The organism is Pseudomonas paraeruginosa PA7 (genome assembly GCF_000017205.1).
Lineage (GTDB): Bacteria > Pseudomonadota > Gammaproteobacteria > Pseudomonadales > Pseudomonadaceae > Pseudomonas > Pseudomonas paraeruginosa.
In genome coordinates this window covers 2,127,417-2,153,038 of sequence record NC_009656.1, presented here as the reverse complement: position 1 = coordinate 2,153,038, position 25,622 = coordinate 2,127,417, and the positions used below count along the sequence as shown (strand labels likewise).

Sequence of the window (25,622 nt, the reverse complement as noted above, 5' to 3'; positions counted from 1 at the left end):
TGGCTACCGGAACGCCTCGTCCCGCGCCGCGCAGGGCGGTTAATGCCTCAGGTCCGGCGGAGCCGCTCCTCTCATTCGTGACTGACCGCACCGATCCTGTGGATCGACAGGTCCGCGCCGTAGTACTCCTCCTCCTGGCTCAGGCGGATACCCAGCAGCGCCTTCATCGCCCCATAGACCAGCAGGCCGCCGACGAACGCCACCGCTACCCCCAGCAGGCTGCCGATCGCCTGGCTGGCCAGGCTCACCCCGCCGAGCCCGCCCAGCGCCTGCTGGCCGAAGATCCCGCAGGCGATCCCGCCCCAGACTCCGCAGAGGCCATGCAGTGGCCAGACGCCGAGGACGTCGTCGATCTTCCAGCGCACCTGGGTCGCGGTGAACGCCCAGACGAACAGTCCGCCAGCTACCAGGCCGGTGGCCAGGGCGCCGATCGGATGCATCAGGTCGGAGCCGGCGCACACCGCCACCAGCCCGGCCAGCGGACCGTTGTGCAGGAAACCCGGGTCGTTGCGGCCGATCAGCAGCGAAGCCATGGTGCCGCCGACCATCGCCAGCAGCGAGTTGACCGCCACCAGCCCGCTGACACCGGCGAGGGTCTGGGCGCTCATCACGTTGAAGCCGAACCAGCCGATGATCAGGATCCACGAACCCAGCGCCAGGAACGGGATATTCGACGGCGCCATCGCCACCAGCTTGCCATCGCGATAGCGGCCGTTGCGGCTGCCCAGCAGCAGGACCGCCGCCAGCGCCAGCCAGCCGCCTACGGCATGGACTACCACGGAGCCGGCGAAATCGTGGAAAGCCGCGCCGAACTCGAGCTTCAGCCATTCCTGCAGGCCGAAATTGCCGTTCCAGATCAGGCCTTCGAAGAACGGATAGACGAAGGCCACGATCAGCGCCGTGGCGCACAGCTGCGGACCGAAACGGGCGCGCTCGGCGATGCCGCCGGAAATGATGGCCGGGATCGCCGCGGCGAAGGTCAGCAGGAAGAAGAACTTCACCAGCGCGTAACCGTTGTCCAGCGTCAGCGCCGCCGCCGGATGGAAGAACGTCACGCCGTAGGCGATCCAGTAACCGACGAAGAAATAGGCCAGCACCGAAATGGCGAAGTCGGAGAGGATCTTCGACAGGGCGTTGACCTGGTTCTTCAGGCGCACGGTGCCGACCTCGAGGAAGGCGAAGCCGGCGTGCATCGCCAGCACCATCACCGCCCCGAGCAGGATGAACAGGGTATTGGAGCCGTGGATCAGGACTTGCACCGCGCTATTCAGGTTATCCATGGAGGGAGGCAGCCTTCAGGTGGAACGGAAGCACCACAAATGCCCATTGCCGTCTCGTCACGCACCATGACGAAGCAGAAACCCTCGTCGGATCCGTCGAGGGTGGCCCGAGGCCGCTGTTCAGGTTTCCGCGGAGGCATGGAAAAATTCGGTACTTTCCTTGGTTTTCATTGGGTTGGGCGTCCTGCCGGGGTACCCTCCGGCTTCGCCTGGCGCCCCCGGACGGGGCGCCCCAGCCGGGGACCGCACCAGGGGATTGCAAGCGCTGTACCAGCTCGCGCCCCGTCGCGAGGCATTGCCACGGGCGTCATCTCGCCGCAGCCGCGCCGACAACCCCGCCATGGCAGTCTTTAATGAAGGCAACGATGCGCGACGCCGGCGCCCACCCGGAAATCAACGAGCGGTTGAACCTTCCGCCCCGCGCCTGGCTCGAAAAAACACACCCCATGACCTGAGGAGCTCGTCATGCCCCGCAAGACCACTGCAAACGCTGCAAAGGATGAACTGTTGGCCGAATTCCAGGCATTGGTCGCCGACACCGAGAAACTCCTGCAAAGCACCGCCGACGTGGCGGGCGATCAGGCGGAAGAGATTCGCGGCAAGATCCACGACAGCCTCAAGCGCGCCCGCGATACCCTGCGCGACACCAAGGACTCGCTGAAGGACAACGTCCGCGAGCGCAGTCAGGCCGCCGTCGATGCCACCGAGGTCTACGTCGGCGAACATCCGTGGCAGAGCATCGGCATCGCCGCCGGCGTCGGCTTCCTGCTCGGCCTGCTGGTCAGCCGGCGCTGAGCCATGAGCGAAGGAAAGGATCCGGCCGACGGCCGCCCCTCCCTGCGGCGCTTCGGCGCCGCCTTCCTCGGCCTGTTGCACGGCCATGTCGAGCTGTTCGGCATCGAGCTGCAGGAACAGAAGGCCAACACCCTGCGCCTGCTGCTGTTCGCCGGGCTGGCCCTGGTATTCGCCCTGCTCCTGCTGGTCGGCCTGTCACTGCTGGTGCTGATCGTGTTCTGGGACACCAACCGGCTCGCCGCGGCGCTCGGGTTGTGCCTGTTCTACGTGATCGGCTCGCTGTACTGCGGCTGGCGCCTGTACCAGTCGATCAACGACGAAAGCTCGCCGTTCAGCGCCACCCTGGAAGAACTGGCCAACGACCGCGAGCGACTGCTGCCATGACAAGGAAACGCGCATGAGCCAACTACCGGTGAACGCGACCGGCCTGTCGCGTCGTGAATTGCGCAAGGCGGTGATCCGTCTGCGCCTGGAAATGCAGCGCCAGCAATTGCGCCGCGAAGGCCAACTGCTGGTGCAGCCCTTCCGCCAGGCCCAGGGGCTGGGCCACAACCTCAGCCAGCAACTGTTCGGCGGTGGCAATGCGGCGCTGTGGGGTGCCGGCGGAGCCGCACTGCTGGGCGTACTGCTTGGCAAGGGCGGACGCTGGCAGCGCCTGCTGCGCCTGGGCGTCACCCTGGCCCCGCTATTGCTTGGCCTGCGCAAGCAGAAAGGCCGTTGAGGGTCGCGCCGACCGGTAGCGGTCGGCGCCTTCCCACTGCCGCCCCACGCGACGATTGAGCTTGCCGGGGCAAACCGTTAGCGTGTCCGCATCGCCTCAGCGCATTCCTGGAATTCCCGATGGACTGGCAGACCCTGCTCACCCGCGAACGGCTCGGAAAGCCGGTACACAGCAACGATGAACTGGGCCGCAGCGCCTTCCACAAGGATCACGACCGGATCATCTTCTCCGGCGCGTTCCGTCGCCTGGGACGCAAGACCCAGGTCCACCCGGTCTCCAGCAACGACCATATCCATACCCGCCTGACCCACTCGCTGGAAGTCGCCTGCGTCGGCCGTTCGCTGGGCATGCGGGTCGGCGAGATCCTCCGCGACGAACTGCCCGAGTGGTGCGACCCCAGTGATCTCGGGGTGATCGTGCAGTCGGCCTGCCTGGCCCACGACATCGGCAACCCGCCGTTCGGCCATTCCGGCGAGGACGCCATCCGCAACTGGTTCCAGCAGGCCGCCGGACGCGGCTGGCTGGACGAGATGAGCGATGCCGAACGTTCCGACTTCCTCCATTTCGAGGGCAACGCCCAGGGTTTCCGGGTCCTCACCCAGCTCGAATACCACCAGTTCGACGGCGGCACCCGCTTGACCTACGCCACCCTCGGCACCTACCTGAAGTACCCCTGGACCTCGCGCCACGCCGAATCGCTGGGCTACAAGAAGCACAAGTTCGGCTGCTACCAGAGCGAGTTGCCGCTGCTCGAACAGATCACCCAGAAGCTCGGCATGCCGCAACTCGACGATGAACAATGGGCACGCCATCCTCTGGTCTACCTGATGGAAGCGGCGGACGACATCTGCTACGGCCTGATCGACCTCGAGGACGGCCTGGAGATGGAACTGCTGGAATACAGCGAGGTCGAGGCGCTGCTGCTCGGGCTGGTCGGCGACGACCTGCCCGACACCTATCGCCAGCTCGGCCCCCGGGATTCTCGGCGGCGCAAGCTGGCGATCCTTCGTGGCAAGGCCATCGAGCACCTGACCAACGCCGCCGCCCGCGCCTTCGTCGACCAGCAGCAGGCCCTGCTCGCCGGGCGCCTCGGCGGCGACCTGGTGGAGCACATGCACGGGCCGGCCAAGCTCTGCGTGCAGCGGGCCAAGGCCATCGCCCGGGAAAAGATCTTCCAGGACAAGCGCAAGACCCTTCACGAGATCGGCGCCTACACCACCCTGGAAATCCTCCTCAACGCCTTCTGCGGCGCGGCGCTGGAGCAATACGGCGGGCATACGCCGTCGTTCAAGAGCCGCCGCATCCTCGACCTGCTCGGTCGCAACGCGCCCGATCCGCAGTGGCCGTTGTACCGCGCCTTCCTCCAGGTGATCGACTTCATCGCCGGGATGACCGACAGCTACGCCACGGAAATGGCCCGGGAGATGACCGGGCGCTCGAGCCCGGTCTGAGCCTCACACCACCGACGCCGCCAGTTGCTCCTGGAGCTCCTCCTGCAACGCCTCGAGGGCCAGCCGGAGCTTCTCGGCGAGTCCCCGCAGGCGCTCATCGCCTTCGCCCTGGCGGCAGGCCTGCTCCAGCGCCACACAGGCCTCCAGCAGCACGCGCGCCTCGATCATCCGCGCGGCGCCCTTGATCCGGTGCGCGTGATCGGCGAGCCCGGCCCTGTCGGCCCCGTCGAGCAATGCCGCGAGCAGTTGCAGATCGTGCCGGTTGCTGTCGAGCAGGGTTTCCAGCAGTTCCCGGACCCGCTCCGCACGCCCGCCACCGAGCGCATGGAGGGTGCTGGCGTCGTAGAGCCCCTGGGCTGGCGCGGCGACCTGGGCGAAGGAAGCCGCGAGATAGTTGCGCAGCGTTTCCAGGCCAAGCGGCTTGAACAGGCAATCGTCCATGCCCGCTTCGCGACAGCGCTGCACTTCGTCCGGCTCGGCGTCGGCGGTGTAGCCGAGGATCAGGATCGGCGCCCGACGTTCGCGCCGCTCCTGCTCGCGGACGTCGCGCGCCAACTGGTAGCCGTTCAGGCGCGGCATGTTGCAGTCGGTGATCAGCACGTCGAAATGATCGTCGCTCCACAATTCCAGCGCCACCTGCCCATCCTCCGCCTCTTCCACCCGGTGGCCGAGGAACTCCAGCTGCTGGCGCAGCAGTACCCGGTTGGGCGGATAGTCGTCGGCGATGAGGACATGCAAGCGGCGCGGCGGCTCGCTGGAAAGAACCAGCGACTCGTGGCCGGGTTCCGGCGTTTTCGCTCCGCACCGGCGCAACAGCAGGTCCAGCGAGACCAGCGTCCCCTTTCCCGGCTCGCTGTGCATCTCGATGTCGCCCCCCATCAGGTCCACCAGCTTGCGGCAGATCGCCAGGCCGAGGCCGGTCCCGCCCTGTACCGTGCGCCCCTTGGCCACCTGGATGAAAGGCTGGAACAGGCGCGCCTGGTCGGCCGGCGCGATGCCGATGCCGGTGTCCTCGACCGCCAGCCGGACGACCGCCCGCCCCTCGTCCAGGTTCTTCTCCTGGAGTCGGATCGTCACCTGTCCCTGCTCGGTGAACTTGATCGCGTTGCTCACCAGGTTCGACAGCACCTGCTTGAAGCGCAAGGGGTCGATCAGCACGTCACACCCGGGGGTGTCGCCCAGTTCCACGCCAAGCCGCAGCCCCTTCTGCCTGGCCAGGCCTTCGAACATGCGGCGCACCGACTCCACCACTTCGCGCAGGCGAACCCGTTCGGGCGTGAGGATCAGGTGGCCCGACTCGATCTTGGCGACGTCGAGAATATCGCCGATCAGCAACTGCAGGGAACCGGCCGCCTCGTAGGCGACTTCCAGCGAGGCGCGCTCGGGTTGCCCGGGCGTCAGGCGCTGCAATACCAGCTCGAGGATGCCGATGACCGCGTTCATCGGCGTACGGATCTCGTGGCTCATGGTCGCCAGGAACACGCTCTTGGCCCGGTTCGCCTCGTCCGCCTGGCGCATCGCTTCGCGCAACTGGCGAGCCAGGCGTTCGCGCTCGGTGATGTCGATCCAGCCGTTCATCAGGCCGAGCACCCGTCCCTGGCGGTCCCGGTAGGGCGTGACCCAGTGGTGGATTTCCAGCAGCTGGCCACCGATGCGCACGGTCATGTCGGTGAAACTCGCCGTCCCGCCCCGCGCCACCGCCAGGCATTGCCGGTGCATGAGCCGGGCCTTGCCGCCCTCGACCCAGTCGGAATCGGTCAGCAGGGTGCCGCGCGCCTGCTCGCGGGTCATGCGCAGGCTGTCCAGGTAATTCCGGTTGCAGGCCAGCAGGCGTCCGTCGAGCGTGCGGATGCTCACCGGATAGGGAATCCCGTCGACCAGCGCCTGCTTCAATGCCAGGCGATCGCTAAGATCGGCCTCGGTGCGCTGCCAGCGCCTGAGCCTGAGCTGCAACACGGTATTCCAGGCCAGGCAGGCGACGCTGGCCAGGCAGGCCACCAGCAGGCCGAGCATCAGGCTGGACGGGGTGGGCGAACGCAAGCCGTCGACGGGGAGGCGTGCCGGGGTTTCGGCGGACAACTGCCATGCCCGCGAAACCGAAGCGGCGCCGAGCGCGCGCCCCGGTTCGGGGACGGGAGGAACGGTAGCGGGAACCGCCGGTGGGTATCCGGGACTTTCCGCCTTCGACGGTAGGACATGTCCCGCCATGAAGACGAACACGAGAAACAGGCTCAGGCACGCGGCGCGCTTGTGGAACTTCATTCGCCCCGGCCCTTATATGAGCGCATTGCGTTTGGCGAACTCGATAAGATCCACCAGAGAACCGGCGTTCAACTTCAACAACAGGCGCGCCTTGTAAGTACTGACCGTCTTGTTGCTGATGAACATCTGCTCGGATATCTGCTTGTTCGAATAGCCCTGGCTCAGATACTGCAATACCGATACTTCCCGATCGGACAGACGTCCGAGCAACTCCACGTCGTCCGAATAGGCGCCCTGCTGCACCGGGCGCATGGCCGAACTGGGGAAGTAGCTGTAGCCCGAGGCCACCGCGTTGACCGCCGTTACCAGCTCGGCCAGCCCGCCCTGCTTGCAGACGAAGCCCGCGGCCCCCGCCTGCATGCTGCGCAAGGCGAACAGCGAGGCGCTCTGGCCGGTGAGGACGAGGATCTTCACCGGCAGGCCCAGGACCGTCAGGCGGCTGATGACCTCCAGGCCGTCCAGCCGGGGGATACCGATGTCGAGGATGACCAGGTCCGGTTTCAACTCCCGCCCCAGGCTGATGGCGTCAACGCCATTGTCGGTATCGCCGACGATCTGGTGTCCCTCGGCTTCCAGCAACATCTTCATGGCCATGCGAATCACGGGATGATCGTCGACTATCAGAATACGGCTCATTGTCTGATTTCCTTGCCAATTAAAAATTCAGAAAAAATCCTCCTGAGCAAGATATAGACAGGAGCCATATTGTCGAGATATCCGATGGCGACTTATATACTTTAAGGAATATTCTCACGGGAACTTAATTTATTTCTTACGGCCAATTCAAAACAACATATATTGCCAAGCAGTTAGCCTAGTTATCCAACAAGAACATGAGCGCTTATATACATGCTCTCCCGGATCGTTATCTGCCAGGGCCTGTTGAATAGTTCGTCAGAGCGTCGGATTAATGCTATCCGTCTGCCCGCGCGGTGTCGGATAGGCGGGAACGGGAAAAGGCAGGAGGGCGGCGGTCGGAAGTCCGGCCACTGAACGCGCGGGTACGGGGAGGAAGACGTTGCCGCCACCCGCGACGGGATGGCGGCGTGGTCGCTTAGGGCTTCGGCAGCACCGGCTGCTCGGGATACCAGGCATCCACCAGCGCGCCGACCTCGACGCTGGCCAGTTCCGGTTGCTGCTTCAACCAGGCCTCGATCAGGGCCCGCTGCTCTTCATTGACCGAGCCACGGCGCGCCAGGCAGACGAAACCGAATTCGTCACAGCCGCCATAGGTCAGTTCGTTGGCTTCGATCGCCTGATCGATGAAGCGCAACATGAAAGCGTTCACCGCATCGGCATCCACGCCTTCCTTGTAGTGGAAGTTCAATTCGAAACCCAGCTCCTGGAATTCATCGACGCACAATTTCTTGCGCAGGCGGCGGGAACGATTAGTAGCCATGGCGGCATCTCCTGGATTGACGCTCCATTGGCGGAGCCTCGCATTACAGACAGTAGCCGACGCCGCTGGAACCGCGGGCGAACCCCGGCAAGCTCCGCGCGGCGCGGCCGGATTGCCGGCGCACTCTACCAGTTCCGACCATTCGGCGATATGACGGCGAATGCCGCGAAACTCCAGCGCATCGTTATCCGCCTTGCGGCATAATGAGCAAGACGGCCTCTTCGCGTGATGCCCGTCTCTTTTTTCAGGTTCGCTTCGTTTTTCATCTTCATTTCATTTTCTACCCTCCGTCTTCAAGGGTTCTTCATTAATGTTCAAGTCGCTGCGTACTCTTGCCTTCGCCACGCTCCTGCCTTTCGCCCTTCCCACCCTCGCCCAGGTCAACGCCAGCCTGCCGGCCAACGTGCAGAAAGCCCTGCAGACCAACAAGCTGACCGGCAACGACCTGTCACTGGTGCTGATTCCGCTCGACGGCCCGGGCAACCCCACCTACTACAATGCCGACGTCTCGGTGAACCCGGCCTCGACCATGAAGCTGTTCACCACCTATGCCGCCCTGGAAATGCTCGGCCCGACCTACCAGTGGAAGACCGAGTTCTACACCGACGGCCAGCTCAAGAACGGAGTGCTCAACGGCAACCTCTACCTCAAGGGCGGCGGCGACCCGAAACTGAACATGGAGAAGCTCTGGCTGCTGATGCGCGACCTGCGCGCCAATGGCGTGACCAAGGTCACCGGCGACCTGGTGCTCGACCGCGGCTACTTCAACATCCCCCAGCTGCCGGTATTCAACGACGACGGCGGCGACGACACCAAGCCGTTCCTGGTCGGCCCGGATTCGCTGCTGGTCAACCTTAAGAGCGTGCGCATGGTGGTGCGTACCGACGGCAACAAGGTCAGCGTGCAGATGGACCCGCCTCTGGCCAACGTACGCATCGACAACCAGGTGAAGATGACCGGCGCCGCCACCTGCCCGGCCTGGCCGAAGCTGCGTTTCAGCCCGGTGACCCAGTTCGACGGCACCACCCTGCTGGCCACCGGGCAGATTCCCCAGGGCTGCAGCGCGCAGACCTACATGTCGTTGCTCGACCATCCCGGCTACACCGCCGGCGCGGTGCGCGGCATCTGGCAGGAACTGGGCGGCAGCATCCTCGGCAAGGATCGCCAGGGCAGCGTGCCGCGCAACGCCACGCTGATCGCCAAGGCCTTCTCGCCGGACCTGGTGGAAATCATTCGCGACATCAACAAGTACAGCAACAACACCATGGCCCGGCAGCTGTTCCTTTCCATCGGCGCGCAGTTCCGCAACAGCGCCGATGGCGACGACGCCCAGGCCGCGCAGCGGGTGGTGCGGCAGTGGCTGGCACGCAAGGGCATCACCGCGCCGCGCCTGGTGATGGAGAACGGCTCCGGGCTGTCGCGCCAGGAACGGGTCAGCGCGCGCGAAATGGCGGCCATGCTGCAGGCCGCCTGGCACAGCCCCTACGCGGCGGAATTCATTTCCTCGCTGCCGCTGGCCGGCCTCGACGGCACCATGCGCAAGCGCCTGCGGCGCACCGCGCTGGTCGGCGAGGCGCACGTGAAGACCGGCACCCTCAATACGGTACGCGCCCTCGCCGGCTTCAGCCGCGACGCCAGCGGGCACAACTGGGTGGTAGTGGCGATCCTCAACAGCCCGCGCCCGTGGGGCGCCTCGGCGATCCTCGACCAGGTGCTGCTGAGCCTGCACGCGCGGAAATAAGGCACAGTACGAAAAAAGGCCGCCAGCGGTTTCCCGCTGGCGGCCTTTTTCATGAATACCGCTCGCCTCAGCGAACGGTGATTCTCCAGGCCCGATGGATCTTCGGATTCCGCGCGAAATCCGGATCGAGGGTTTCGCCCGTGATCTCCTCGACCGCATAGCGGGCCTGCACGCTCTCGTCCAGTTCGAACTTGCGGAAGTTGTTGGAGAAATACAGCACCCCACCCGGCGCCAGCCGCGCCATGGCCAGGTCGAGCAGCTCGACCTGGTCGCGCTGCACGTCGAACACGCCTTCCATGCGCTTGGAGTTGGAGAAGGTCGGCGGGTCGATGAAGATCAGTTCGTACTGGCCATCGTCCTCCCGCAGCCATTCCATCACGTCGCTGTGCACCAGGCGCTGCCTGTCGGAGAACCCGTTGAGCGACAGGTTGCGCCGCGCCCAGTCCAGGTAGGTCTTCGACAGATCGACGCTGGTGGTGCTGCGCGCGCCACCCCGGGCCGCATGCACGGTGGCCGTGGCGGTGTAGCAGAACAGGTTGAGGAAGCGCTTGCCGGCCGCTTCCTTCTGGATACGCAGGCGCATCGGCCGGTGGTCGAGGAACAGGCCGGTGTCCAGATAGTCGGTCAGATTCACCAGCAGGCGCACGCCGCCCTCGCCGACCTCGAGGAACTTGCCCTCGCTGCTCTGCCGTTCGTACTGCTTCTTGCCGGCCTGGCGCTCGCGGCGCTTGACCACCACCCGCTCCTGGGCCACGCCCAGCGCCTGCGGGATCGCCGCCAGGGCATCGAACAGGCGCGCCTGGGCCTTGGCCGGATCGACCGACTTGGGCGCGGCATACTCCTGCACATGCACCCAGTCGCCGTAGATATCCACCGCCAGCGCGTACTCCGGCATGTCGGCATCGTACAGGCGATAGCACTCGACCTTGTCGCGGCGCGCCCACTTGCCCAGTTGCCGGAGATTCTTCTGCAGGCGGTTGGCGAACATCTGCCCGCCCTCGCTCAGCCGCGCCGGCTCGCTCGGCGCCCGCGCCTGGCCATCGTCATTGCGCTCGCCGCGCTCGCCGGTGACGAACTGGCGCGGCTCGACCTGGATCATCAGCAGCTTGCAGGCCAGCGCGCCGTTCCAGAACGCGTACTGTTTGTGGCTACGGATACCCATGCGCTTGCCCAGCTCCGGCGCCCCGGTGAATACCCCTGCACTCCAGCCGATGCAACTCTGGCGCAGGCGCTCGCCGAGGTTCTGGTAGAGATAGAGCAGGCTGGCTTCGTCGCCGAGGCGCTCGCCATAGGGCGGGTTGCAGATCACCAGGCCGGCCTGGCCCTTGTCCGGGCGCGGCTCGAAAGTCGCCAGTTCGCCCTGGTAGATCTTCACCCAGTCGGCCACCCCGGCACGCTCGATATTGTTGCGCGCCGGCTGGATCAGGCGCGGGTCGGCCTCGTAGCCGCGAATCCACAACGGCGCCCTGGCCAGGCCGGCCGCCGCGCGCTGCTGCGCTTCCTCGTGGAGCTTGCGCCACAGCGCCGGCACATGCCCCAGCCAGTTGCTGAAGCCCCAGCGCTCGCGCCTGAGGTTCGGCGCGATGTCGGCGGCCATCAGCGCCGCCTCGACCAGGAAGGTGCCGACGCCGCACATCGGGTCGGCCAGGGCGCCACCTTCGGCGGCGATCTTCGGCCAGCCGGCACGGATCAGGACGGCCGCCGCCAGGTTCTCCTTCAGCGGCGCGGCACCCTGCTGCAACCGGTAGCCGCGCTGGTGCAGGCTGTGCCCGGAGAGATCGAGGGAAAGGGTCGCCTGGCCACGATCCAGGTGCAGGTGCACGCGCACGTCGGGGTTGACCTTGTCTACCGAAGGCCGCCGGCCGGAACGCTCGCGCAGGTTGTCGACAATCGCGTCCTTGACCTTCAACGCACCGAAGTGAGTGTTGTCGATTCCCGAGCCCTTGCCGCTGAACTCCACCGCCAGCGTGCCGCCGGCGTCCAGGTGGTCTTCCCAGTTCACCGCGTGGACCGCCAGGTACATGGACTCGGCGTTCTCCACCGGGAACCGCGCCAGCACCAGCAACACCCGGTTGGCCAGGCGCGACCACAGGCACAGGCGATAGGCCACTTCCAGGCTGCCCTGCCCGCGCACCGCCGACACCTGCGCGCGCGCCTCGCTCAGGCCGAGTCCCTGCGCCTCTTCCAGGAGCAGGCTCTCGAGACCCTTGGGGCAAGTCAGAAACAATTCGTAAACATCAGCCATATCGCCTTCCCGGGCCGCAGCCCTTGTCAGTGGAAGCACCCTCATGGGCACTTCTTCGGCACCTGGGTGCCATGCTTCGATTGCCGGGCGACCCCGGCGTTGCTCGCTGCGACCCCGAGTCGCAGTCTGGGCGACCCTTCGTCGGAATGCGAGGAAATCTCAATTGGTAGGGAAGCAACTTGTTATAAGGAGCAACCCCGCGCCCCTGCGGCGTTAGCGCCGGAATCCAGGCGTCATGACCCTGCAACATATGGCCCTATCGACGAAAGCGTTAAGTCTTTATGACAAATCGGTCATTCACACGCCTGAACGCTTTGGTTAGAACTCCAGTTAATCCGTCACCGCAACGGTGTCGGGCGAGGGTCGTCACGCCGGCAACGACCCCTTTCGGCGAAAGCTTCGCCAGGCCTCCCCTGGGGGCCAACGGGACATAACAGTCAACAAGTGAGGGCAACACCCTATGAGAAGACTTAAGCGTGATCCGTTGGAAAGAGCCTTCTTGCGTGGTTATCAGAACGGCATAACCGGTAAATCTCGTGATCTTTGTCCGTTCACCCATCCTACGACGCGGCAGTCCTGGCTCAACGGCTGGCGCGAGGGCCGCGGCGACAACTGGGACGGTCTCACTGGCACGGCCGGCTTACAGCGTCTCAATCAACTCCAGCACGTGTAAGCGACAACACGGATAGCACCGATTTCCCCAAGGCACGCCCCATCCGGGCGGCGGGCGCAAGCCCAAGGGCTCCGCAAGGAGCCCTTTTCAATTCCGCCGCGGCAATGCGGCGATGGCGTCGACCGCCTCGCGGATCAGCGCCGGCCCCTTGTAGATGAAACCCGAATAGATCTGCACCAGGCTCGCCCCGGCGGCGATCTTCTCCGCCGCGTGCGCACCCTCGGTGATGCCGCCGGCGGCGATGATCGGCAGGCGTCCGCCCAGTTCGCCGGCCAGTACCTTCACCGTATGCGTGCTCTTTTCCCGCACCGGCGCGCCGGACAGGCCTCCTGCCTCATCACCATGCGGCAGGCCTTCCACGCCCTCGCGGCCGAGGGTGGTGTTGGTCGCGATCACCGCGTCCATCCCCGCCTCGACCAGCGCCGCGGCGACCAGCGCGGTTTCCTCGTCGCTCATGTCCGGGGCGATCTTGATCGCCAGCGGTACCCGCCGGCCATGCCGCAGCGCCAGGTCTTCCTGGCGCTGGCGCAGGGCCTCCAGCAACTGCTTGAGCGAGTCGCCGAATTGCAGGCTGCGCAGCCCGGGGGTGTTCGGCGAGCTGACGTTGACGGTGACGTAGCTGGCGTCGGCGTAGACCTTGTCCAGGCAGGTCAGGTAGTCGTCCACCGCACGCTCCACCGGGGTATCGAAGTTCTTGCCGATGTTGATTCCCAGCACGCCGCGATACTTCGCCGCGCGCACCCGCGCCAGCAGATGGTCGACGCCGTGGTTGTTGAAACCCATGCGGTTGATGATCGCGCTGGCCTGCGGCAGGCGGAACAGGCGTGGCTTGGGATTGCCCGGCTGCGGACGCGGAGTGACGGTGCCGATCTCGATGAAACCAAAACCGAGCTGGCCGAAGCCGTCGATGGCGTCGCCGTTCTTGTCCAGGCCCGCGGCCAGCCCCACCGGGTTGGGAAACTCCAGGCCCAGCACAGATACCGGCAGGCTCGCCGGCCTGGGCGCCAGCAGGCGGTTCAGGCCCAGGCGACCGCCGGCCCCGATCAGGTCGATGGACAGCTCGTGGGAGGTTTCCGGGGACAGTTTGAACAGCAGCTGGCGGGCCAGGGTGTACATGGTCGGGCATCGGTCGGCAGAATGAAGGGTGCCGATTATAGCCGTCGAGCGCCCGCTCAGGCGAGGCGTTGCAGCGCCAGCAAGCGGCCATCCTCGCTGAAATCCAGGCGGAACGTACCGTGCACGCCATCGTGGCCGATGAACGGCCGCAGGTGATGGGCCGGCAGGTTGACCCGGCGTCCGTCGCGACTGCGCAGCAGGACCCGATTGGCCCTTCCACCGTAGATGGCCCGCAGGCGTTCGCCGGACAGGGCGATATCCATGATGAGACTGGGCATGGAGGCCCTCGCTTGAATGAACCTCGCTAGCTTGCCACAAACCACGCGGTTGAATTCCACGCCCGAACCTGTGCTTCAATGGACGGACCGTCGCCATCCCCCTTCCGCGTCTTTCCGCGTCGGTAGCCGAGCCCGAGGAGCCCACCGCCGATCATGAGTTCCAACTCGCGTAGCCACAGCACCTTCACCGGCCGCCTGTCCGCGCTCGCCAGTCGCCTGCGCCTGGGCGCCGCGCGCAGCGACACCCGCGAGCTACGCGAACGGGCCGCCGCCCTCGACCTGCCCTTCCAGGCCTTGCGGCGTCCGGAACCAAGCATCTGGTGGCAGGCGGGGCCGCCCCTGCACACCCTGGCCGAGCTGCCGCGCGGCGCGCTGTCCGGCCCGGTCCAGGAAGACAAGGCGGAGGCCCACGCGATCCTCCGGCGCCTCGTGCGGGTCCGCCAGAGCATCCTGGAAGCGCTCGACCTGAAGACCATCGAGGGCGTGTGCAGCCGCGAGATCCTCGTCGAGACGCCCTGCCCGCGCCTGGAAGACCTGGCCACCGCCGACGTCTGCCGCGGCGTGCGGATCATCAGCTACAAGGATTTCGTCAAGGCCATGAGCCTGGCCCTGCCGCGCTTCACCAGCGGCGAACGCATCCGCCTGCGCCAGGCCGCCTGGCACGGCGAACGTCTGTTCTGGGCTGGCGAGCGGCAGGCCTGCGCCTTCGCCGCGGCGATCGTCTATGCCCGGCGTCGCGAGCTGGAGCTGAAGCTGCCGGCACAACTGGAGCGCTACGACCTGGAGCCCGGCGCGCTGGACGAACTGGAGCAGCGCTACCACATGCTGCGGATCCCGGCCCAGGCCTGGTCCGAGCCGACCTTCATGAGCCTGCTGCTGGACACCGGCCTGCCCTATGCGCGGCTCGCCCTGTTCACCCCGGAAACCCCGGAATGCCTGCTGCTGCCGCGCGGCGACGAACGCGCGAACGCCTTCGGCGAGGGGCTGAGGGCAGCCGGCGCGGCAGACGTGGTGAAGTATCTGAAACAACTGTAGGCAACCGGCCAGGGCTGGCCAGCAGGCGCCCCGCCGTGCATCCTCGTGCGGACCCACACAGGAGCGTCCGCATGTCCCTACCCCGCCTCAGCCTCTGCCTCGCCCTCGCTTGCGGCCCCGCGCTGGCCAGCCAGGCGCCGGTCTACGGCGAACGCCTGGAAGGCTTCGACTACGCCTACCCGGTGCACTACCTCGACTTCACCTCCCAGGGCCAACCGCTGAGCATGGCCTATCTCGACGTCGCGCCGAAGCGGCCGAACGGCCGCACCATCGTGCTCATGCACGGCAAGAACTTCTGCGCCGGCACCTGGGAACGCACCATCGACGTACTCGCCGATGCCGGCTACCGGGTGATCGCCGCCGATCAGGTCGGTTTCTGCAAGTCGAGCAAGCCGGCCCATTACCAGTACAGCTTCCAGCAACTGGCGGCCAACACCCGGGGCCTGCTGGAACATCTCGGCATCACCCGGGCCAGCGTGATCGGCCACTCCATGGGCGGCATGCTCGCTACCCGCTACGCCCTGCTCTATCCGCGACAGGTCGAGCGGCTGGTACTGGTCAACCCCATCGGCCTGGAGGACTGGAAAGCTCTGGGCGTGCCCTGGCGCAGCGTCGACGACTGGTACAGGCGCGACCTGCAGGCCAGCGCCGAAGGCATTCGCCAATACCAGCAGGCCACCTATTACGCCGGGGAGTGGCGCCCCGAGTTCGAGCGCTGGGTGCAGATGCAGGCCGGCATGTACCGCGGCAAGGGGCGCGAGGCGGTGGCCTGGAACTCGGCGCTGACCTACGACATGATCTTCACCCAGCCGGTGGTCTACGAGCTGGATCGGTTGCAGGTGCCGACCCTGCTGCTGATCGGCGAAAAGGACAACACCGCCATCGGCAAGGACGCCGCGCCGGCGGAGCTGAAGGCCAGGCTGGGCAACTACGCGCAGCTCGGCAAGGAAGCCGCGCGACGGATTCCCCGGGCGACCCTGGTGGAGTTCCCCGACCTCGGCCATACCCCGCAGATCCAGGCGCCGCAACGCTTCCACCAGGCGCTGCTGAAAGGCCTGGAAGACCAGCCCTGAGGCTCTCCCGGCGGCGCCACCTCGCTGGTTTCCGGCCCCCTCGCCTATCCTTGTCCGGCGTCAATACCGGCGCCCGCCCGCGGCGCTTCACTGGAGGCGCCGCGCGGGCCAGACCGCCGGCGCCCTCATCCACATGGAGGTTCATCGTGTTCCGTCGCCATTCCCGTTCGCTGTTCGCCAGCCTGCTGCTGGCCGGCGCCCTGCCCGTCCACGCCGAACTGCCCCGCGCGCCCGGCTATATCGATGACAGCGACTACCCGGCCGCCGCCCGCCAGCGCATCCTGCCAGCGATGTTCGAGCAGGAACTGGGCAGCCTGCGCTACCTTGCCGAGCCGGACGATCCGCTGATCACCCAGGCCGAGAGCAGCGACTTCCAGCGCACCAGCGACTATCGCGAGACGCGCGCCTACCTGGAGAAACTGGTGGCCGCCTCCTCCGGCCGCCTCGCCCTGCGCGAGCTGCCCGAACCCAGCGCCGAAGGCCACCCCATGCTGCTGGTGACCGCCTCCAGCGAGTCCGACAAGTCCCCTGCCGGCCTGCGACGCTCCGCCAAGCCGACCCTGCTGGTGCAGGCCGGGATCCACCCCGGCGAAGCCAATGGCAAGGATGCGATGTTCATGCTGCTGCGCGACATGAGCGCCGCCGACCGTCCGCTCGCCGGCCTGCTGGAAAGGATCAACCTGCTGTTCATCCCGGTGGTCAACGTCGATGGCGACCTGCGCCGCAGCGCCTACGGACGGATCAACCAGAACGGCCCGCAGCAGACCGGCTGGCGGGTCAATGGCCGCAACCTCAACCTCAATCGCGACTTCACCAAGCTCGACAGCGCGGAGATCCGCAACGTCGCCTGGGTGTTCAACCAGTACGAGCTGAGCTTCTTCGCCGACACCCACTCCACCGACGGCGCCATGTATCCCTACGACAGTTCCTACTGCCACAACGGCAACGGCTGGTCGCCGGCGAGCAGCGCCTGGATGGACAAGGTCATGCGCACGCCGGTGTACCGGGAACTGGAAAGCCAGGGGCACGTGGTCCACGAATGCATCAGCCTGAACGACAACCAGGATCCGACCAAGGGCTACTATCCGTACCGCACCGACCTCGCGCGCTTCTCCAACCAGTACGGCGACATCCGCAACGTGCCGTCGATCCTCATCGAGCAGCACGCGTTGCATCCGTACAAGACCCAGGTGCTGGGCAACTACGTGATGCTCAAGGCCATGTTCGAGGTGATCGGCGAGCAGGCCGCCAGTCTGCGCCAGGCCATCGCCAAGGACCGCGAGCGCCTGCTGCGGCAGAAAGACGTGATCCTTACCTGGAAGCCCGGCAAGGCCGCCGAGACGCCGTTCGTGGTCGGCGCCTACCGCTACGAGCAATCGCCGATCACCGGGGCCCGGACCATCGTCTGGAGCAACCGGCCGAAGACGCTGAGGGTACCGGTGACCGACAACGGCGTGCCCGACCTGGTGGTGCCCAGGCCCAAGCGCTTCATCGTGCCCGCGCAATGGCACGAGGTGATCGCCCGGATCAAGGCCCATGGCATCCGCTACACCACCCTGGAGCAACCGACCGAGGTCGCGGTGACCCTCTATCGCATGGACGACATCAAGCTGGCCGACGGCTTCGAGCCGGATCGCGCCCAGGGCAAGCGGATCCCCGGCTACGAAGGCCACCTGCTGGTCAGCGCTACGCCGAAGCCGTTCCAGCGCCTGCAGACCTTCCCCGCCGGCTCGCTGGCGATAGATACCGACCAGCCGCTCGGGGTTCTGGCGATCGACCTGCTGCAACCGCAGAGTCCGGATTCGTTCTGGTCCTGGGGCTTCTTCAACGCGACCCTGGTGGCCGCCGAGGAACCGGAGGAATACGTGATGGAGCCGATGGCGCGCAAGATGCTGGCCGAAGACCCGGCGTTGAAGGCCGCCTTCGACAAGCGCCTGCGCGAGGACAAGGCCTTCGCCGCCGACCCGCAGGCGCGCCTGCAGTGGTTCTACCAGCGCACGCCGTTCCATGACGTCAACGCCTTCGTCTATCCGGTGGGGCTGGTGTTCTAGACCAGTTCCGACCGGGTGGCGGACAGCCTCCGGCGGCGCTTCTCCAACCCGCCTCGGCGCCCCGTGCCGAACGGGCCCTGGCCGGCTTGCCGGCCCCCACTGCCCTGGCCATGGGGTGTCCGCCCGATGGCGTCGGGCAGGCTTTCACGACGGATAACTCTTCGGGTTGTTCGCCCTGCCGGCAACGTCCCGTCTCGGCGCAGTCCGCCGCACGGGCTCGAACCGACGTACCCGGACACACCCGCGACACGCTGGCCCAACCCTCTTCCGCACGGGAGAGGCTTGGAGCGAGGGTGGGTCAGCGCAGGCGGAGCTGTTTCAGGCTTCCTCGTTCGACGCGGATGCTTTTTCATTCGAGGCGGGTGTTTTCCTCGCCTTGCGTTGCCGCTTGCGCCTGGGCTTCACCGGCTCGTCCTCCGGCGGCGCCAACTCCCGCTTGCGTACCTTTTCCAGGATTTCCTGGTGCTGCTCGCGCCAGGTCGGCATGTCCAGCCCCTGCAACTCGAGCAGTTCGGGATTGCGCTCCACCAGATAGACCGCCGCCTCCTGCGCGGCCTCGGCGACCCTCCAGGCGGCCGAGTGGGTTTCGATCTCGCCCTCGTAGGCGATCCAGTCGCTGAACTCCGGGAAGGTCCCGCAAACCTTCTCGAAGTCCTGGTCGTGCATGCGCTGCTGGCCGCTCTCGATATTCTCCAGGCGCTTGGGATCCATGCCGACGATCTCGGCGAACTGCGGCCGGTTCAGGCCCATCAGCGTGCGCAGGCCGAACATGCGCTCGCCGGCGCGGAACAGGCAACGCTTCCTCACTACATAGTCCATGCAGATGCTTCCCCTTCGTTGTTCCCCAATGGTGCTCAGTCGCCCTTGCCGCTGGCGGGCGTCCCGTTCTTTTTCCTCCGTCGTCGCGCGGGCTTCGTCGACGGCTCCTCCGGCGCCGCCTGCGCGGCCTGTTCCGCCGCGCGCAAGGCGTCGCGCACCTGCTGGTGGCGCTCGCGCCAGGCGTCCATGTCGATGCCGTGCCGCTCCAGCAGCGCCGGGTTGCGCTCCACCAGGTAGACCGCGGCTTCCTGCGCCGAGTCGGCGATCTTCCAGGCGATCGACTGCGGCTCGATCGGGCCCTCATAGGCGATCCAGCGGCTGAATTCCTCGAAGGTCCCGCAGACCTTCTCGAAATCCTCGTCGTGCATGCGCTGCAGGCCGTTCTCGATGTTCTCCAGGCGCTTGGCCTTCATTCCCACCAGCGCGGCGAACCTGGGGCGGCTCAAGCCCATCAGTTCGCGCAGGCCGCGCAGACGCTCCCCAGCAGTGAACAAACGTCGATTCTTTACCATTTGTAGTCCACGTCTGATGGTTCCTAACGGACATTGATTCACTAACTGTTAGTAGATCAATATGAGGCCACGCCCTCTAGAACGAGGGTTCCCCTCAACATCGGACCATGGTGCAGGACGCCTGATGAAAGTGGAAGAACTCCCCCAAGAGGGTTTCGACGAGTGCCCCCGCTATATAACCCTGATGCGCTTCGCCTTCCTCACCGGCCTCAGCGACCGGCCGGATCTGCTCTACGCCTGGATAGAGAGCGGCGACCTGCCGATGCGGACCTTCGGCACGCAACGCCTGGTGGACATGCAGAAACTGCAGAAACGCATCCAGGACGCCAAAAAAGGGGCCGATTCAACCAGGTGAATCGGCCCTTTCTGAAAGACGCTACCACCGCCAGCCCCATCAGCGATTGAGCATGAAGGTCTCGTACTCCAGGTCGTCCAGCGCGGTGGTCAGGCGATACAGCCCGACCAGCACGCAAACCAGCAGCGACAGGGTGAAGCCATAGCCGAAGAAGCTCGGTCCGAGCAGCAGGCTGACGAAGGTCAGGGCGCCGTTGACGATCACGAACAGCACGCAAAGCTCCAGGACGATGCGCCGCTTGTCGAGATAGAAAAAGACGTTGAGCAGCGCCATGAACACCACCTGGATGCTCACTCCGATCAGGTCTATGTAGAACAGCGGCAGGTAGTAGCGGGAGATGCCCAGCCAGGCCAGCAGCTGCGGGGCCAGGAGGAACAGCAGCACCACCGCCAGGCCCTGCACCTTGCAGATCTCCAGCAGGCCCTGGCGGATGGAGAGGATCATCTGCTCCTTTAGCAGGCCGATGTGCTGCAGCGTCTCGCCACCGCGGATGGCCTCGTAGACCCGCTCGTACCATTCGGCGAAGTCGGTTTCGATGCGCACCAGGAACACCGCCATGCCGGGGATGATCGACAGGTAGGCGAGAAAGATCGGCAGGTCATAGAGGATCGAGGCGCGCAGCGGACCGATCACCACGTCGGAAGTGGCGGGGTTGAACCAGAAGATGAACTTGTCGATCCAGATTCCCAGGTTGTAGCAGAAGCCGGTCACCAGCAGGCTGACGAAGACCTGCCGGCGGTCGAGGAAGTCGAAGGCCACCATGCGCCTGGCCGGGTATTCGCGGAGGATGTCGTAGAGGAAGATGAACAGCAGGCTGGCATGGCCGATCAGCAGGGCCAGCAGCAAACCGTCCATCTGCATGAAGCGCAGCAGATAGGAGCAGGCGACCATCAGCGCGTAGCCGATGAACATCACCACCAGGATACGCTTGTAGGCCTTCATCCCCGACAGGAAGATGATCACCAGCCACAAGTCGCAAAGCACCACGAAGTTGGCCATCACCAACAAGCGGTAGGCGAACGGCTGGTCGAACAGGGTGCCCAGCAGTACCGCCGAAAGCAGCCCCGCCGCCACCGTCACCAGCAATAGCACGCCCACCAGGTTGGGCAGGATCGCCTCGTGCTTGCGTTCGAACAGCCGGTCGGAAATGAACCGGGTGAAGAACAGTTGCAGGCCGCCGGTAAAGATCAGCGACAGCGCCATCAGGTAGGTCACCGTGATCAGGAACTGCCGGATCAATACGTCCGGCACCACCACGCCGAGGCTGAGCACGCCGATCAGCATCACGCTGATGATCGACAGTACCCAGGGGCCGGAGCTGATCAGCCCGGCGTAGAGATAGGCGCGCAGGGTCGCCGTGTAGGAGTCGCGGGAAAGGATCTTCCTCAGTTCGAAGCCGATACCGGCCATGTCATGCAGTCTCCGTGGCTTCGCGGTACAGCCCGCGATAACGTCCGAGCATCAGCGCCTCGGTGTAGTAGCGCTCGACCCGCTGCAGGCCGACCGCCTGGGCGGCCCGCCAGCGCTGCGGATTGCGCAGCAGGGCGAGGATCGCCCGCGAGGTGGCCTGCGGGTCGGCGATCGCCACCACTTCCCCCGCCGGTCCCAGGGAGCGGTCCTCGACACCGGCGCCCTCGATCAGCTCCCGGCAGGAACCGACGTCGCTGCTCACCACCGGCACTCCGGCCGCCCAGGCCTCGAGAATCACCAGCGGCTGGGCCTCGCTGATCGAAGTCAGGACCATCAGGCCGAGCTGCGGCAGAATCTCGTCGATGCGCCGGAAACCGAGGAACTTCACCTTGTCCTGCAGGCCGAGGCTGGCCACAAGGCTGTGGCATTCGCTGGCGTAGTCGGGATCCTCCTCTTCCGGGCCGACGATCCAGCCCTCCGCCTCCGGCATCGCGCTGACCACGCCGCGCATGGCGCGGATGAAGGTTTTCACATCCTTGATCGGTACCACCCGGCCAACCAGCCCGACCACTGGCGGGATCCCCGGCGGTCGCCGCTCCAGGGCGCCGGCCCAGGCGTCGAGGGCGATGCCATTGGGGATCACGCGGGTGCGCAATGGGTCGGCGCCATCGAGTACCTGGCGCTGGCGGTTGCCTTCGTAGAGGGCGATGATCGGGTCCGCCGAACGATAGGTGAGCAGGCCGACCCGCTCGAAGAAACGAATCCACAGGCGCCGGATGTAGCTGACTTCGGCGTCCAGACCGGTGCTCAGTTGCTCGTCGGGGTTCTCCGCGATCCAGCTGGCCTGGGCCAGGTCGATCTTGCGCTCCTTGGTATAGATGCCATGTTCGCTGAGCAGGTAGCGGCACCCCCAGAGGCGCTGCAGGATACTGCCCAGCAGGCCGGCGTAGCCGGTGGAGATCGAATGCAGCATGCGCGCCCGCGGCATCCGCCGCGCCGCCTCGGCGAGCATGAACACCGGCGACTGCATCGAGCGCAGGGTCCAGAAATAGTTGACGAAGGACGGGTCGGTGCAATAGCGCTCGTAGCCTTCCGTGATCACCTCCCAGCTGGCCTTGCCGTGGAGGAAATCCTCGCGCTCGATGCGGCCTTCGGCAAGCAGGTCGAGCAGCGCGCCGCCCTCCTCACCGGTGGGTGTCTCGGGATAGTGGAAGAACCGGTGCAGGTCGCGCAGGGCCTGCGCGATGTCGGCGTCGGCGCGGCGCGCTCGCGGGTCCGACGAGGTCCAGGCGGTCTCCAGGAAGTGCTCCTCGATATGCACCACGTTGCTCGGAATAGCGTAGTGGCGCTTGCCGTAGGCTTCCTTCTGACCGCCGATGAAGAACACCGAGAAGGTCAGCTCGGGGAGGCCGAGGATCAACTGGTTGACCCAGCTGGAGACGCCACCGCGCACATAGGGCCAGGTGCCCTCCAGTAACAGGCAGATATCGGCGACGGGAGCCATCGGAGTGGTGTGTTCGGTCATGTCCAGTATCTCGCGAGGGCCGCGAACGGCGGCCGCTGCAACATGTCTTCGGGCATCTCGGCGAGGAGCCGGGGAATGTCCCCGTAGCGCCGCTGGAAGAACGCGATCTCGGCACGGAACGAGGCCAGCTGGGCGGCTTCGATGCCGGCCTGCTCGGCAGCCTGGAGGGCCTCCGCAGCGGCGTCCAGGCGGCCCTGCTCGAGGGCGATGCGCCCGGCCAGCAGGTGCAGGTCGGCCGAAGGGCTGCCACGCAGCGCCTGGTCGGCATGCTCCCGGGCCTGTTCGAGGACGTGCTCGAGCACGCTGCCCTGGGCCAGGCCCAGGTAGGCCAGTTCCCAGTACCAGCGCGCCAGGGTGCCATGCAGCGCACCGCGCCGCGCCGGACTGGCGCCGGCCAGGTTGCCCAGGGCGCTCTCGATACGCTGGTTGATCCGGCTTTCCTTCTGGTCGAGCATCGAGTAGGCCAGCAGACGGACGTCGTCCGCCGGGTCGCGCAGGGCCAGCTTGAGGATCGGGATCGCCTCCCTGCCGGGCATCCGCCGGGTGGCGAAGATCGCCGTGAGGCGCTGGTTCGGGTCCGGTGCGTGGCGCAGCACATCCTGCAGGCCGCCGTCGCTGAACATCATGTCCAGGCGCTTCTCCTTGGGCCGGAACGGCAGCTCGGGCACGCCCATCGCCTGCCAGGCCTGCTCGTCGCGCTTGCGCGGCAGGTACAGCGCCGGAAATACCGCCGCGGCCACGCCGATGGCGCCGATCAGCGGCACGAAGAACGCCAGGCTGAAGATGAACAGCGGACTCCACGGTAGCGGGAACTTGTAGCGCCGCGGCAGCAGCAGCCAGACCCCGCCGCACAGCAGCAGGCTGCCGAGGCCGTGGGCGCCCAGGTAGAGCGGCAGCGCCTGGGCGACCGGCAGGCCGGCGAAGACGCTGGCCCAACTGCCCAGCTCGAACAGGAAGGCGCCGCTAAATAGCCACTTGCTGATCATTCAGGCCGCACTCGTTGTAGAGGAAATGCCCCAGCGCCTGGTGCTCGTTACCGGCATCCAGCTCGTAGCCATGGATGCGCACGCCGAGCGACTCCAGTTCGCTGGCCTGGCCGAAACGCTCGGCGAAGAGAATCCGCAGGCGCTGCAGGTAGCCCTGGGACCCTTCGGTGGAAGTCAGCGGCAGCAACACCAGCAACACGCGCCGTCCCTCGGCGTTGCGCAGCCGCAGTTGCACGTCGAGGCCACGCTGGCTGCTCTCCAGCAGGCGCTGCACCTCCTCTCCGCAGCGCTCGTCGGTCAATTCGAAGGCGTACAGGCAGGCCGGCAGCGAATGGTCGCGGGCATCCAGCAGGGAGCGCTTGAGATACTGGGAAAAACGCTGGGCGTCGACATCAGCCAGTCGCAGCGCGCGAGGATCACTCTGCAGCAGGTCGGCCACATGGCCGGCGAGGATCGCCAGCAGGCTGAAGGTGCGATCGTTGAAGACGAAGAACGGCATCTGCGCCACCGCCAGCAGGGCGAGAACGCGACCTTCGGTGTCGATCAGCGGCACGCACGCCTGCAGCGCGCTATGCGCGCGCTGCTCGCCACGCTCCAGCAGGTCCTGGCGCACGCTGACCAGCTCGCCACGCTCCAGGCAGGTGCGCACCAGCAGGTCGTCGCCATCCAGCGCCGGCATCTCGCCCAGGGTCGCCAGCGGCCGAGGGTCGGCAGCGCGGTCCTGGCGCACCCGGTACAGACCGGCGATGCGCAGCGAGCCGTACTGGGCGAGCAGCGCGAGAACCGTTTCCGCCAGGGCCGCCAGCGGTTCCTCGTCGTCCGGCAGTTCGCGCAGCGACTGGCGCAGGCCGAGCAGCGAACTGCGCAGGCTCTGGTCATTGCCGGCGACCCGCTGCTCCAGGCGGTCGTGGGAGATCCGCAGGATATGGTGGGCGCGGGTGAACTCGTCGAGGCGCAGCTGACGATACTCGTTGGCCAGTTCCAGGCGCTCCAGGCGACGCTCCCAGATATCGCGGAACTCGCCGACCAGCATGGCGCAGAGCAGCACGCCGACGATGAATGCCGCCGGTACCTGGGCATAGGCCTCCAGCCCCTGGGCGCGGAAGGCGAACAGCGCGGCGACCAGCAACGCCGCGCTGGCCAGCCCACGGACGAACCCGTAGCGCATGCCCAGCAGCAACGGCGCGAGAATCACCCAGGGGAAGCTGGCCTGCACCAGCAACGGATCGCTCGGCTCGAACCACCAGCCCAGACCCAGGGCGAGCGCCGTGATGAGCACGGTCTCGATCCAGGAGACGCTGCCGCTGGCGCGTGGTGCGAGGGTGAAATCCTTGTGCGCGGACATGGACGTCACTCGAGCCGCAGGTCGCCGACCAGCTCGCGCAGGACTTTCTGCGCCGCCCCCGACAGGCTTTCGCGGGACCAGCCGGCACGCGCCCCGCTGGTGCTCCAGAGCACCCGTCCGGAAGCCGGTTCCAGCACCTGCAGGCTGACACCCACCGCCGGCTCGCCGTCCAGGCCGTTCTTGTACTGCCACTCCTCGACGCTGCCGGTGACCACATAGGCCAGCTTCTGTTGGCGCGCCCAGTCCAGCGCGCGCTGCTGACGCTCGCGGTCATCGACCAGTTGCAGATCGTCTTGCGGCTGCGCCGGGTACAGGCGCGGCCGCACGCCCTCCTCGGCCAGCACGCTGAGCAGGATCTGCTCGGCGCGTTCGCCGGCCTGCGGCGCCTGGGAATAGTTGAGCAGCGGCGCCAGGCCCCACTGCGCGCCGCGCGCCAGCGGCGTGGCGCTTTCGCTGGTGAAGCTGGAGCAGCCCGCCATGAACAGGGCGACGACCACGAAGGTCAGGCAGCGGATGGATTGCATGTTGTGTTCCTCCTGTTGAATTCCAT

At 66.3% G+C, this 25,622-nt stretch carries 24 protein-coding genes; 10 read left to right on the top strand and 14 right to left on the bottom strand.

The features are described from left to right. Positions 1 to 71: 71 nt before the first annotated feature. On the bottom strand, positions 72 to 1,280 hold the full coding sequence (locus tag PSPA7_RS10040) for an ammonium transporter (protein ID WP_012075115.1): 1,209 nt from the start codon (positions 1,278 to 1,280) through the stop codon (positions 72 to 74). A gap of 465 nt (positions 1,281 to 1,745) precedes the next feature. Between PSPA7_RS10040 and PSPA7_RS10035 the strand changes: the two genes are divergently transcribed. From PSPA7_RS10035 to PSPA7_RS10020, 4 genes are all read left to right on the top strand, one after another. Further along, entirely contained in the window at positions 1,746 to 2,075 is a 330-nt protein-coding gene (locus tag PSPA7_RS10035; RefSeq protein ID WP_003091262.1) for an ElaB/YgaM/YqjD family protein, read from the top strand. A 3-nt stretch (positions 2,076 to 2,078) separates the two neighbouring features. After that, positions 2,079 to 2,459, top strand: coding sequence for a phage holin family protein (locus tag PSPA7_RS10030; RefSeq protein ID WP_012075113.1), 381 nt, complete (start codon positions 2,079 to 2,081; stop codon positions 2,457 to 2,459). 13 nt (positions 2,460 to 2,472) lie between these two features. After that, complete coding sequence (locus PSPA7_RS10025; protein ID WP_012075112.1) at positions 2,473 to 2,796, top strand: hypothetical protein; 324 nt, start codon at positions 2,473 to 2,475, stop codon at positions 2,794 to 2,796. Positions 2,797 to 2,915: 119 nt separating this feature from the next. Continuing rightward, entirely contained in the window at positions 2,916 to 4,247 is a 1,332-nt protein-coding gene (locus PSPA7_RS10020) for a deoxyguanosinetriphosphate triphosphohydrolase (RefSeq protein ID WP_003152062.1), read from the top strand. Positions 4,248 to 4,250: 3 nt separating this feature from the next. Here PSPA7_RS10020 and PSPA7_RS10015 read toward each other — a convergent pair whose 3' ends face one another. The 3 genes from PSPA7_RS10015 to PSPA7_RS10005 form a co-directional block, all read right to left on the bottom strand. After that, a complete protein-coding gene (locus tag PSPA7_RS10015; protein ID WP_041025311.1) occupies positions 4,251 to 6,509 on the bottom strand; it encodes an ATP-binding protein in 2,259 nt (752 codons plus the stop codon). A gap of 12 nt (positions 6,510 to 6,521) precedes the next feature. Further along, a complete protein-coding gene (locus PSPA7_RS10010; protein WP_003152058.1) occupies positions 6,522 to 7,145 on the bottom strand; it encodes a response regulator transcription factor in 624 nt (207 codons plus the stop codon). Positions 7,146 to 7,563: 418 nt separating this feature from the next. After that, the gene (locus PSPA7_RS10005; protein ID WP_003152055.1) at positions 7,564 to 7,908 is read right to left on the bottom strand and encodes a YggL 50S ribosome-binding family protein; all 345 of its coding nucleotides are present in this window, start codon (positions 7,906 to 7,908) and stop codon (positions 7,564 to 7,566) included. A gap of 310 nt (positions 7,909 to 8,218) precedes the next feature. Here PSPA7_RS10005 and dacB point away from each other — a divergent pair, with 310 nt between their 5' ends. Further along, the gene (gene dacB, locus PSPA7_RS10000) at positions 8,219 to 9,649 is read left to right on the top strand and encodes a D-alanyl-D-alanine carboxypeptidase/D-alanyl-D-alanine endopeptidase (protein ID WP_003152053.1); all 1,431 of its coding nucleotides are present in this window, start codon (positions 8,219 to 8,221) and stop codon (positions 9,647 to 9,649) included. Positions 9,650 to 9,716: 67 nt separating this feature from the next. Here the strand turns inward: dacB and rlmKL are convergent, their stop codons facing one another. Continuing rightward, positions 9,717 to 11,894: a bifunctional 23S rRNA (guanine(2069)-N(7))-methyltransferase RlmK/23S rRNA (guanine(2445)-N(2))-methyltransferase RlmL gene (gene rlmKL / locus PSPA7_RS09995; RefSeq protein WP_012075110.1), complete on the bottom strand. Its 2,178-nt coding sequence runs from the start codon at positions 11,892 to 11,894 to the stop codon at positions 9,717 to 9,719. Between the two features lie 460 nt (positions 11,895 to 12,354). Here rlmKL and rmf point away from each other — a divergent pair, with 460 nt between their 5' ends. Continuing rightward, entirely contained in the window at positions 12,355 to 12,567 is a 213-nt protein-coding gene (gene rmf / locus PSPA7_RS09990; protein WP_003103238.1) for a biofilm architecture regulator BatR, read from the top strand. An 87-nt stretch (positions 12,568 to 12,654) separates the two neighbouring features. Here the strand turns inward: rmf and PSPA7_RS09985 are convergent, their stop codons facing one another. Next, positions 12,655 to 13,683: a quinone-dependent dihydroorotate dehydrogenase gene (locus PSPA7_RS09985; RefSeq protein ID WP_003152051.1), complete on the bottom strand. Its 1,029-nt coding sequence runs from the start codon at positions 13,681 to 13,683 to the stop codon at positions 12,655 to 12,657. A gap of 56 nt (positions 13,684 to 13,739) precedes the next feature. Then, a complete protein-coding gene (locus PSPA7_RS09980) occupies positions 13,740 to 13,961 on the bottom strand; it encodes a DUF2835 domain-containing protein (RefSeq protein WP_003152049.1) in 222 nt (73 codons plus the stop codon). A gap of 153 nt (positions 13,962 to 14,114) precedes the next feature. Here PSPA7_RS09980 and PSPA7_RS09975 point away from each other — a divergent pair, with 153 nt between their 5' ends. From PSPA7_RS09975 to PSPA7_RS09965, 3 genes are all read left to right on the top strand, one after another. Next, on the top strand, positions 14,115 to 14,996 hold the full coding sequence (locus PSPA7_RS09975; protein ID WP_012075108.1) for a DUF6685 family protein: 882 nt from the start codon (positions 14,115 to 14,117) through the stop codon (positions 14,994 to 14,996). A 71-nt stretch (positions 14,997 to 15,067) separates the two neighbouring features. Then, positions 15,068 to 16,069 (top strand): alpha/beta fold hydrolase, encoded by a 1,002-nt coding sequence (locus PSPA7_RS09970; RefSeq protein ID WP_012075107.1) that lies wholly within the window; start codon positions 15,068 to 15,070, stop codon positions 16,067 to 16,069. 146 nt (positions 16,070 to 16,215) lie between these two features. After that, positions 16,216 to 18,120 carry a M14 family metallopeptidase gene (locus tag PSPA7_RS09965; RefSeq protein WP_012075106.1) on the top strand — a complete coding sequence of 635 codons (1,905 nt, stop codon included), beginning with the start codon at positions 16,216 to 16,218 and terminating at the stop codon, positions 18,118 to 18,120. Between the two features lie 318 nt (positions 18,121 to 18,438). On the opposite strand, the gene PSPA7_RS09960 is transcribed toward PSPA7_RS09965, so the two are convergent. Next, complete coding sequence (locus tag PSPA7_RS09960) at positions 18,439 to 18,939, bottom strand: helix-turn-helix domain-containing protein (RefSeq protein WP_003152044.1); 501 nt, start codon at positions 18,937 to 18,939, stop codon at positions 18,439 to 18,441. Positions 18,940 to 18,974: 35 nt separating this feature from the next. Continuing rightward, positions 18,975 to 19,451 (bottom strand): helix-turn-helix domain-containing protein, encoded by a 477-nt coding sequence (locus PSPA7_RS09955; RefSeq protein WP_012075104.1) that lies wholly within the window; start codon positions 19,449 to 19,451, stop codon positions 18,975 to 18,977. Positions 19,452 to 19,575: 124 nt separating this feature from the next. Here PSPA7_RS09955 and PSPA7_RS09950 point away from each other — a divergent pair, with 124 nt between their 5' ends. Then, on the top strand, positions 19,576 to 19,806 hold the full coding sequence (locus PSPA7_RS09950; RefSeq protein WP_003152041.1) for a hypothetical protein: 231 nt from the start codon (positions 19,576 to 19,578) through the stop codon (positions 19,804 to 19,806). 39 nt (positions 19,807 to 19,845) lie between these two features. Here the strand turns inward: PSPA7_RS09950 and pelG are convergent, their stop codons facing one another. From pelG to PSPA7_RS09925, 5 genes are read right to left on the bottom strand one after another with little or no spacing between them, the layout of a single operon-like run. Further along, positions 19,846 to 21,216, bottom strand: a complete 1,371-nt coding sequence (pelG, locus tag PSPA7_RS09945) for an exopolysaccharide Pel transporter PelG (RefSeq protein ID WP_003152039.1) — start codon at positions 21,214 to 21,216, stop codon at positions 19,846 to 19,848. Between the two features lies 1 nt (position 21,217). Then, positions 21,218 to 22,741: a GT4 family glycosyltransferase PelF gene (gene pelF / locus PSPA7_RS09940; RefSeq protein ID WP_041025310.1), complete on the bottom strand. Its 1,524-nt coding sequence runs from the start codon at positions 22,739 to 22,741 to the stop codon at positions 21,218 to 21,220. After that, positions 22,738 to 23,727, bottom strand: a complete 990-nt coding sequence (locus PSPA7_RS09935; protein ID WP_003152036.1) for a HEAT repeat domain-containing protein — start codon at positions 23,725 to 23,727, stop codon at positions 22,738 to 22,740. The genes pelF and PSPA7_RS09935 overlap by 4 nt, the downstream gene beginning before the upstream one ends. Next, the gene (locus PSPA7_RS09930) at positions 23,705 to 25,072 is read right to left on the bottom strand and encodes a PelD GGDEF domain-containing protein (protein WP_012075102.1); all 1,368 of its coding nucleotides are present in this window, start codon (positions 25,070 to 25,072) and stop codon (positions 23,705 to 23,707) included. The genes PSPA7_RS09935 and PSPA7_RS09930 overlap by 23 nt, the downstream gene beginning before the upstream one ends. Positions 25,073 to 25,077: 5 nt before the next feature. Further along, positions 25,078 to 25,596 carry a hypothetical protein gene (locus PSPA7_RS09925; protein ID WP_012075101.1) on the bottom strand — a complete coding sequence of 173 codons (519 nt, stop codon included), beginning with the start codon at positions 25,594 to 25,596 and terminating at the stop codon, positions 25,078 to 25,080. Positions 25,597 to 25,622: the final 26 nt, after the last annotated feature.

Excerpts from the sequence above, each read along its gene's own strand:
- PSPA7_RS09955 (WP_012075104.1), bottom strand. The coding sequence starts at position 19,451 with ATGGTAAAGAATCGACGTTTGTTCACTGCTGGGGAGCGTCTGCGCGGC.
- rlmKL (WP_012075110.1), bottom strand. The coding sequence starts at position 11,894 with ATGGCTGATGTTTACGAATTGTTTCTGACTTGCCCCAAGGGTCTCGAG.
- PSPA7_RS09925 (WP_012075101.1), bottom strand. The coding sequence starts at position 25,596 with ATGCAATCCATCCGCTGCCTGACCTTCGTGGTCGTCGCCCTGTTCATG.
- PSPA7_RS10030 (WP_012075113.1), top strand. The coding sequence starts at position 2,079 with ATGAGCGAAGGAAAGGATCCGGCCGACGGCCGCCCCTCCCTGCGGCGC.
- rmf (WP_003103238.1), top strand. The coding sequence starts at position 12,355 with ATGAGAAGACTTAAGCGTGATCCGTTGGAAAGAGCCTTCTTGCGTGGT.
- PSPA7_RS09960 (WP_003152044.1), bottom strand. The coding sequence starts at position 18,939 with ATGGACTATGTAGTGAGGAAGCGTTGCCTGTTCCGCGCCGGCGAGCGC.
- PSPA7_RS10040 (WP_012075115.1), bottom strand. The coding sequence starts at position 1,280 with ATGGATAACCTGAATAGCGCGGTGCAAGTCCTGATCCACGGCTCCAAT.
- PSPA7_RS10020 (WP_003152062.1), top strand. The coding sequence starts at position 2,916 with ATGGACTGGCAGACCCTGCTCACCCGCGAACGGCTCGGAAAGCCGGTA.
- PSPA7_RS09950 (WP_003152041.1), top strand. The coding sequence starts at position 19,576 with ATGAAAGTGGAAGAACTCCCCCAAGAGGGTTTCGACGAGTGCCCCCGC.
- PSPA7_RS10025 (WP_012075112.1), top strand. The coding sequence starts at position 2,473 with ATGAGCCAACTACCGGTGAACGCGACCGGCCTGTCGCGTCGTGAATTG.
- PSPA7_RS10005 (WP_003152055.1), bottom strand. The coding sequence starts at position 7,908 with ATGGCTACTAATCGTTCCCGCCGCCTGCGCAAGAAATTGTGCGTCGAT.
- PSPA7_RS09935 (WP_003152036.1), bottom strand. The coding sequence starts at position 23,727 with ATGATCAGCAAGTGGCTATTTAGCGGCGCCTTCCTGTTCGAGCTGGGC.
- PSPA7_RS09985 (WP_003152051.1), bottom strand. The coding sequence starts at position 13,683 with ATGTACACCCTGGCCCGCCAGCTGCTGTTCAAACTGTCCCCGGAAACC.
- PSPA7_RS10035 (WP_003091262.1), top strand. The coding sequence starts at position 1,746 with ATGCCCCGCAAGACCACTGCAAACGCTGCAAAGGATGAACTGTTGGCC.
- dacB (WP_003152053.1), top strand. The coding sequence starts at position 8,219 with ATGTTCAAGTCGCTGCGTACTCTTGCCTTCGCCACGCTCCTGCCTTTC.
- PSPA7_RS09975 (WP_012075108.1), top strand. The coding sequence starts at position 14,115 with ATGAGTTCCAACTCGCGTAGCCACAGCACCTTCACCGGCCGCCTGTCC.
- PSPA7_RS09970 (WP_012075107.1), top strand. The coding sequence starts at position 15,068 with ATGTCCCTACCCCGCCTCAGCCTCTGCCTCGCCCTCGCTTGCGGCCCC.
- PSPA7_RS09930 (WP_012075102.1), bottom strand. The coding sequence starts at position 25,072 with ATGTCCGCGCACAAGGATTTCACCCTCGCACCACGCGCCAGCGGCAGC.
- pelF (WP_041025310.1), bottom strand. The coding sequence starts at position 22,741 with ATGACCGAACACACCACTCCGATGGCTCCCGTCGCCGATATCTGCCTG.
- PSPA7_RS10015 (WP_041025311.1), bottom strand. The coding sequence starts at position 6,509 with ATGAAGTTCCACAAGCGCGCCGCGTGCCTGAGCCTGTTTCTCGTGTTC.
- PSPA7_RS10010 (WP_003152058.1), bottom strand. The coding sequence starts at position 7,145 with ATGAGCCGTATTCTGATAGTCGACGATCATCCCGTGATTCGCATGGCC.
- PSPA7_RS09980 (WP_003152049.1), bottom strand. The coding sequence starts at position 13,961 with ATGCCCAGTCTCATCATGGATATCGCCCTGTCCGGCGAACGCCTGCGG.
- pelG (WP_003152039.1), bottom strand. The coding sequence starts at position 21,216 with ATGGCCGGTATCGGCTTCGAACTGAGGAAGATCCTTTCCCGCGACTCC.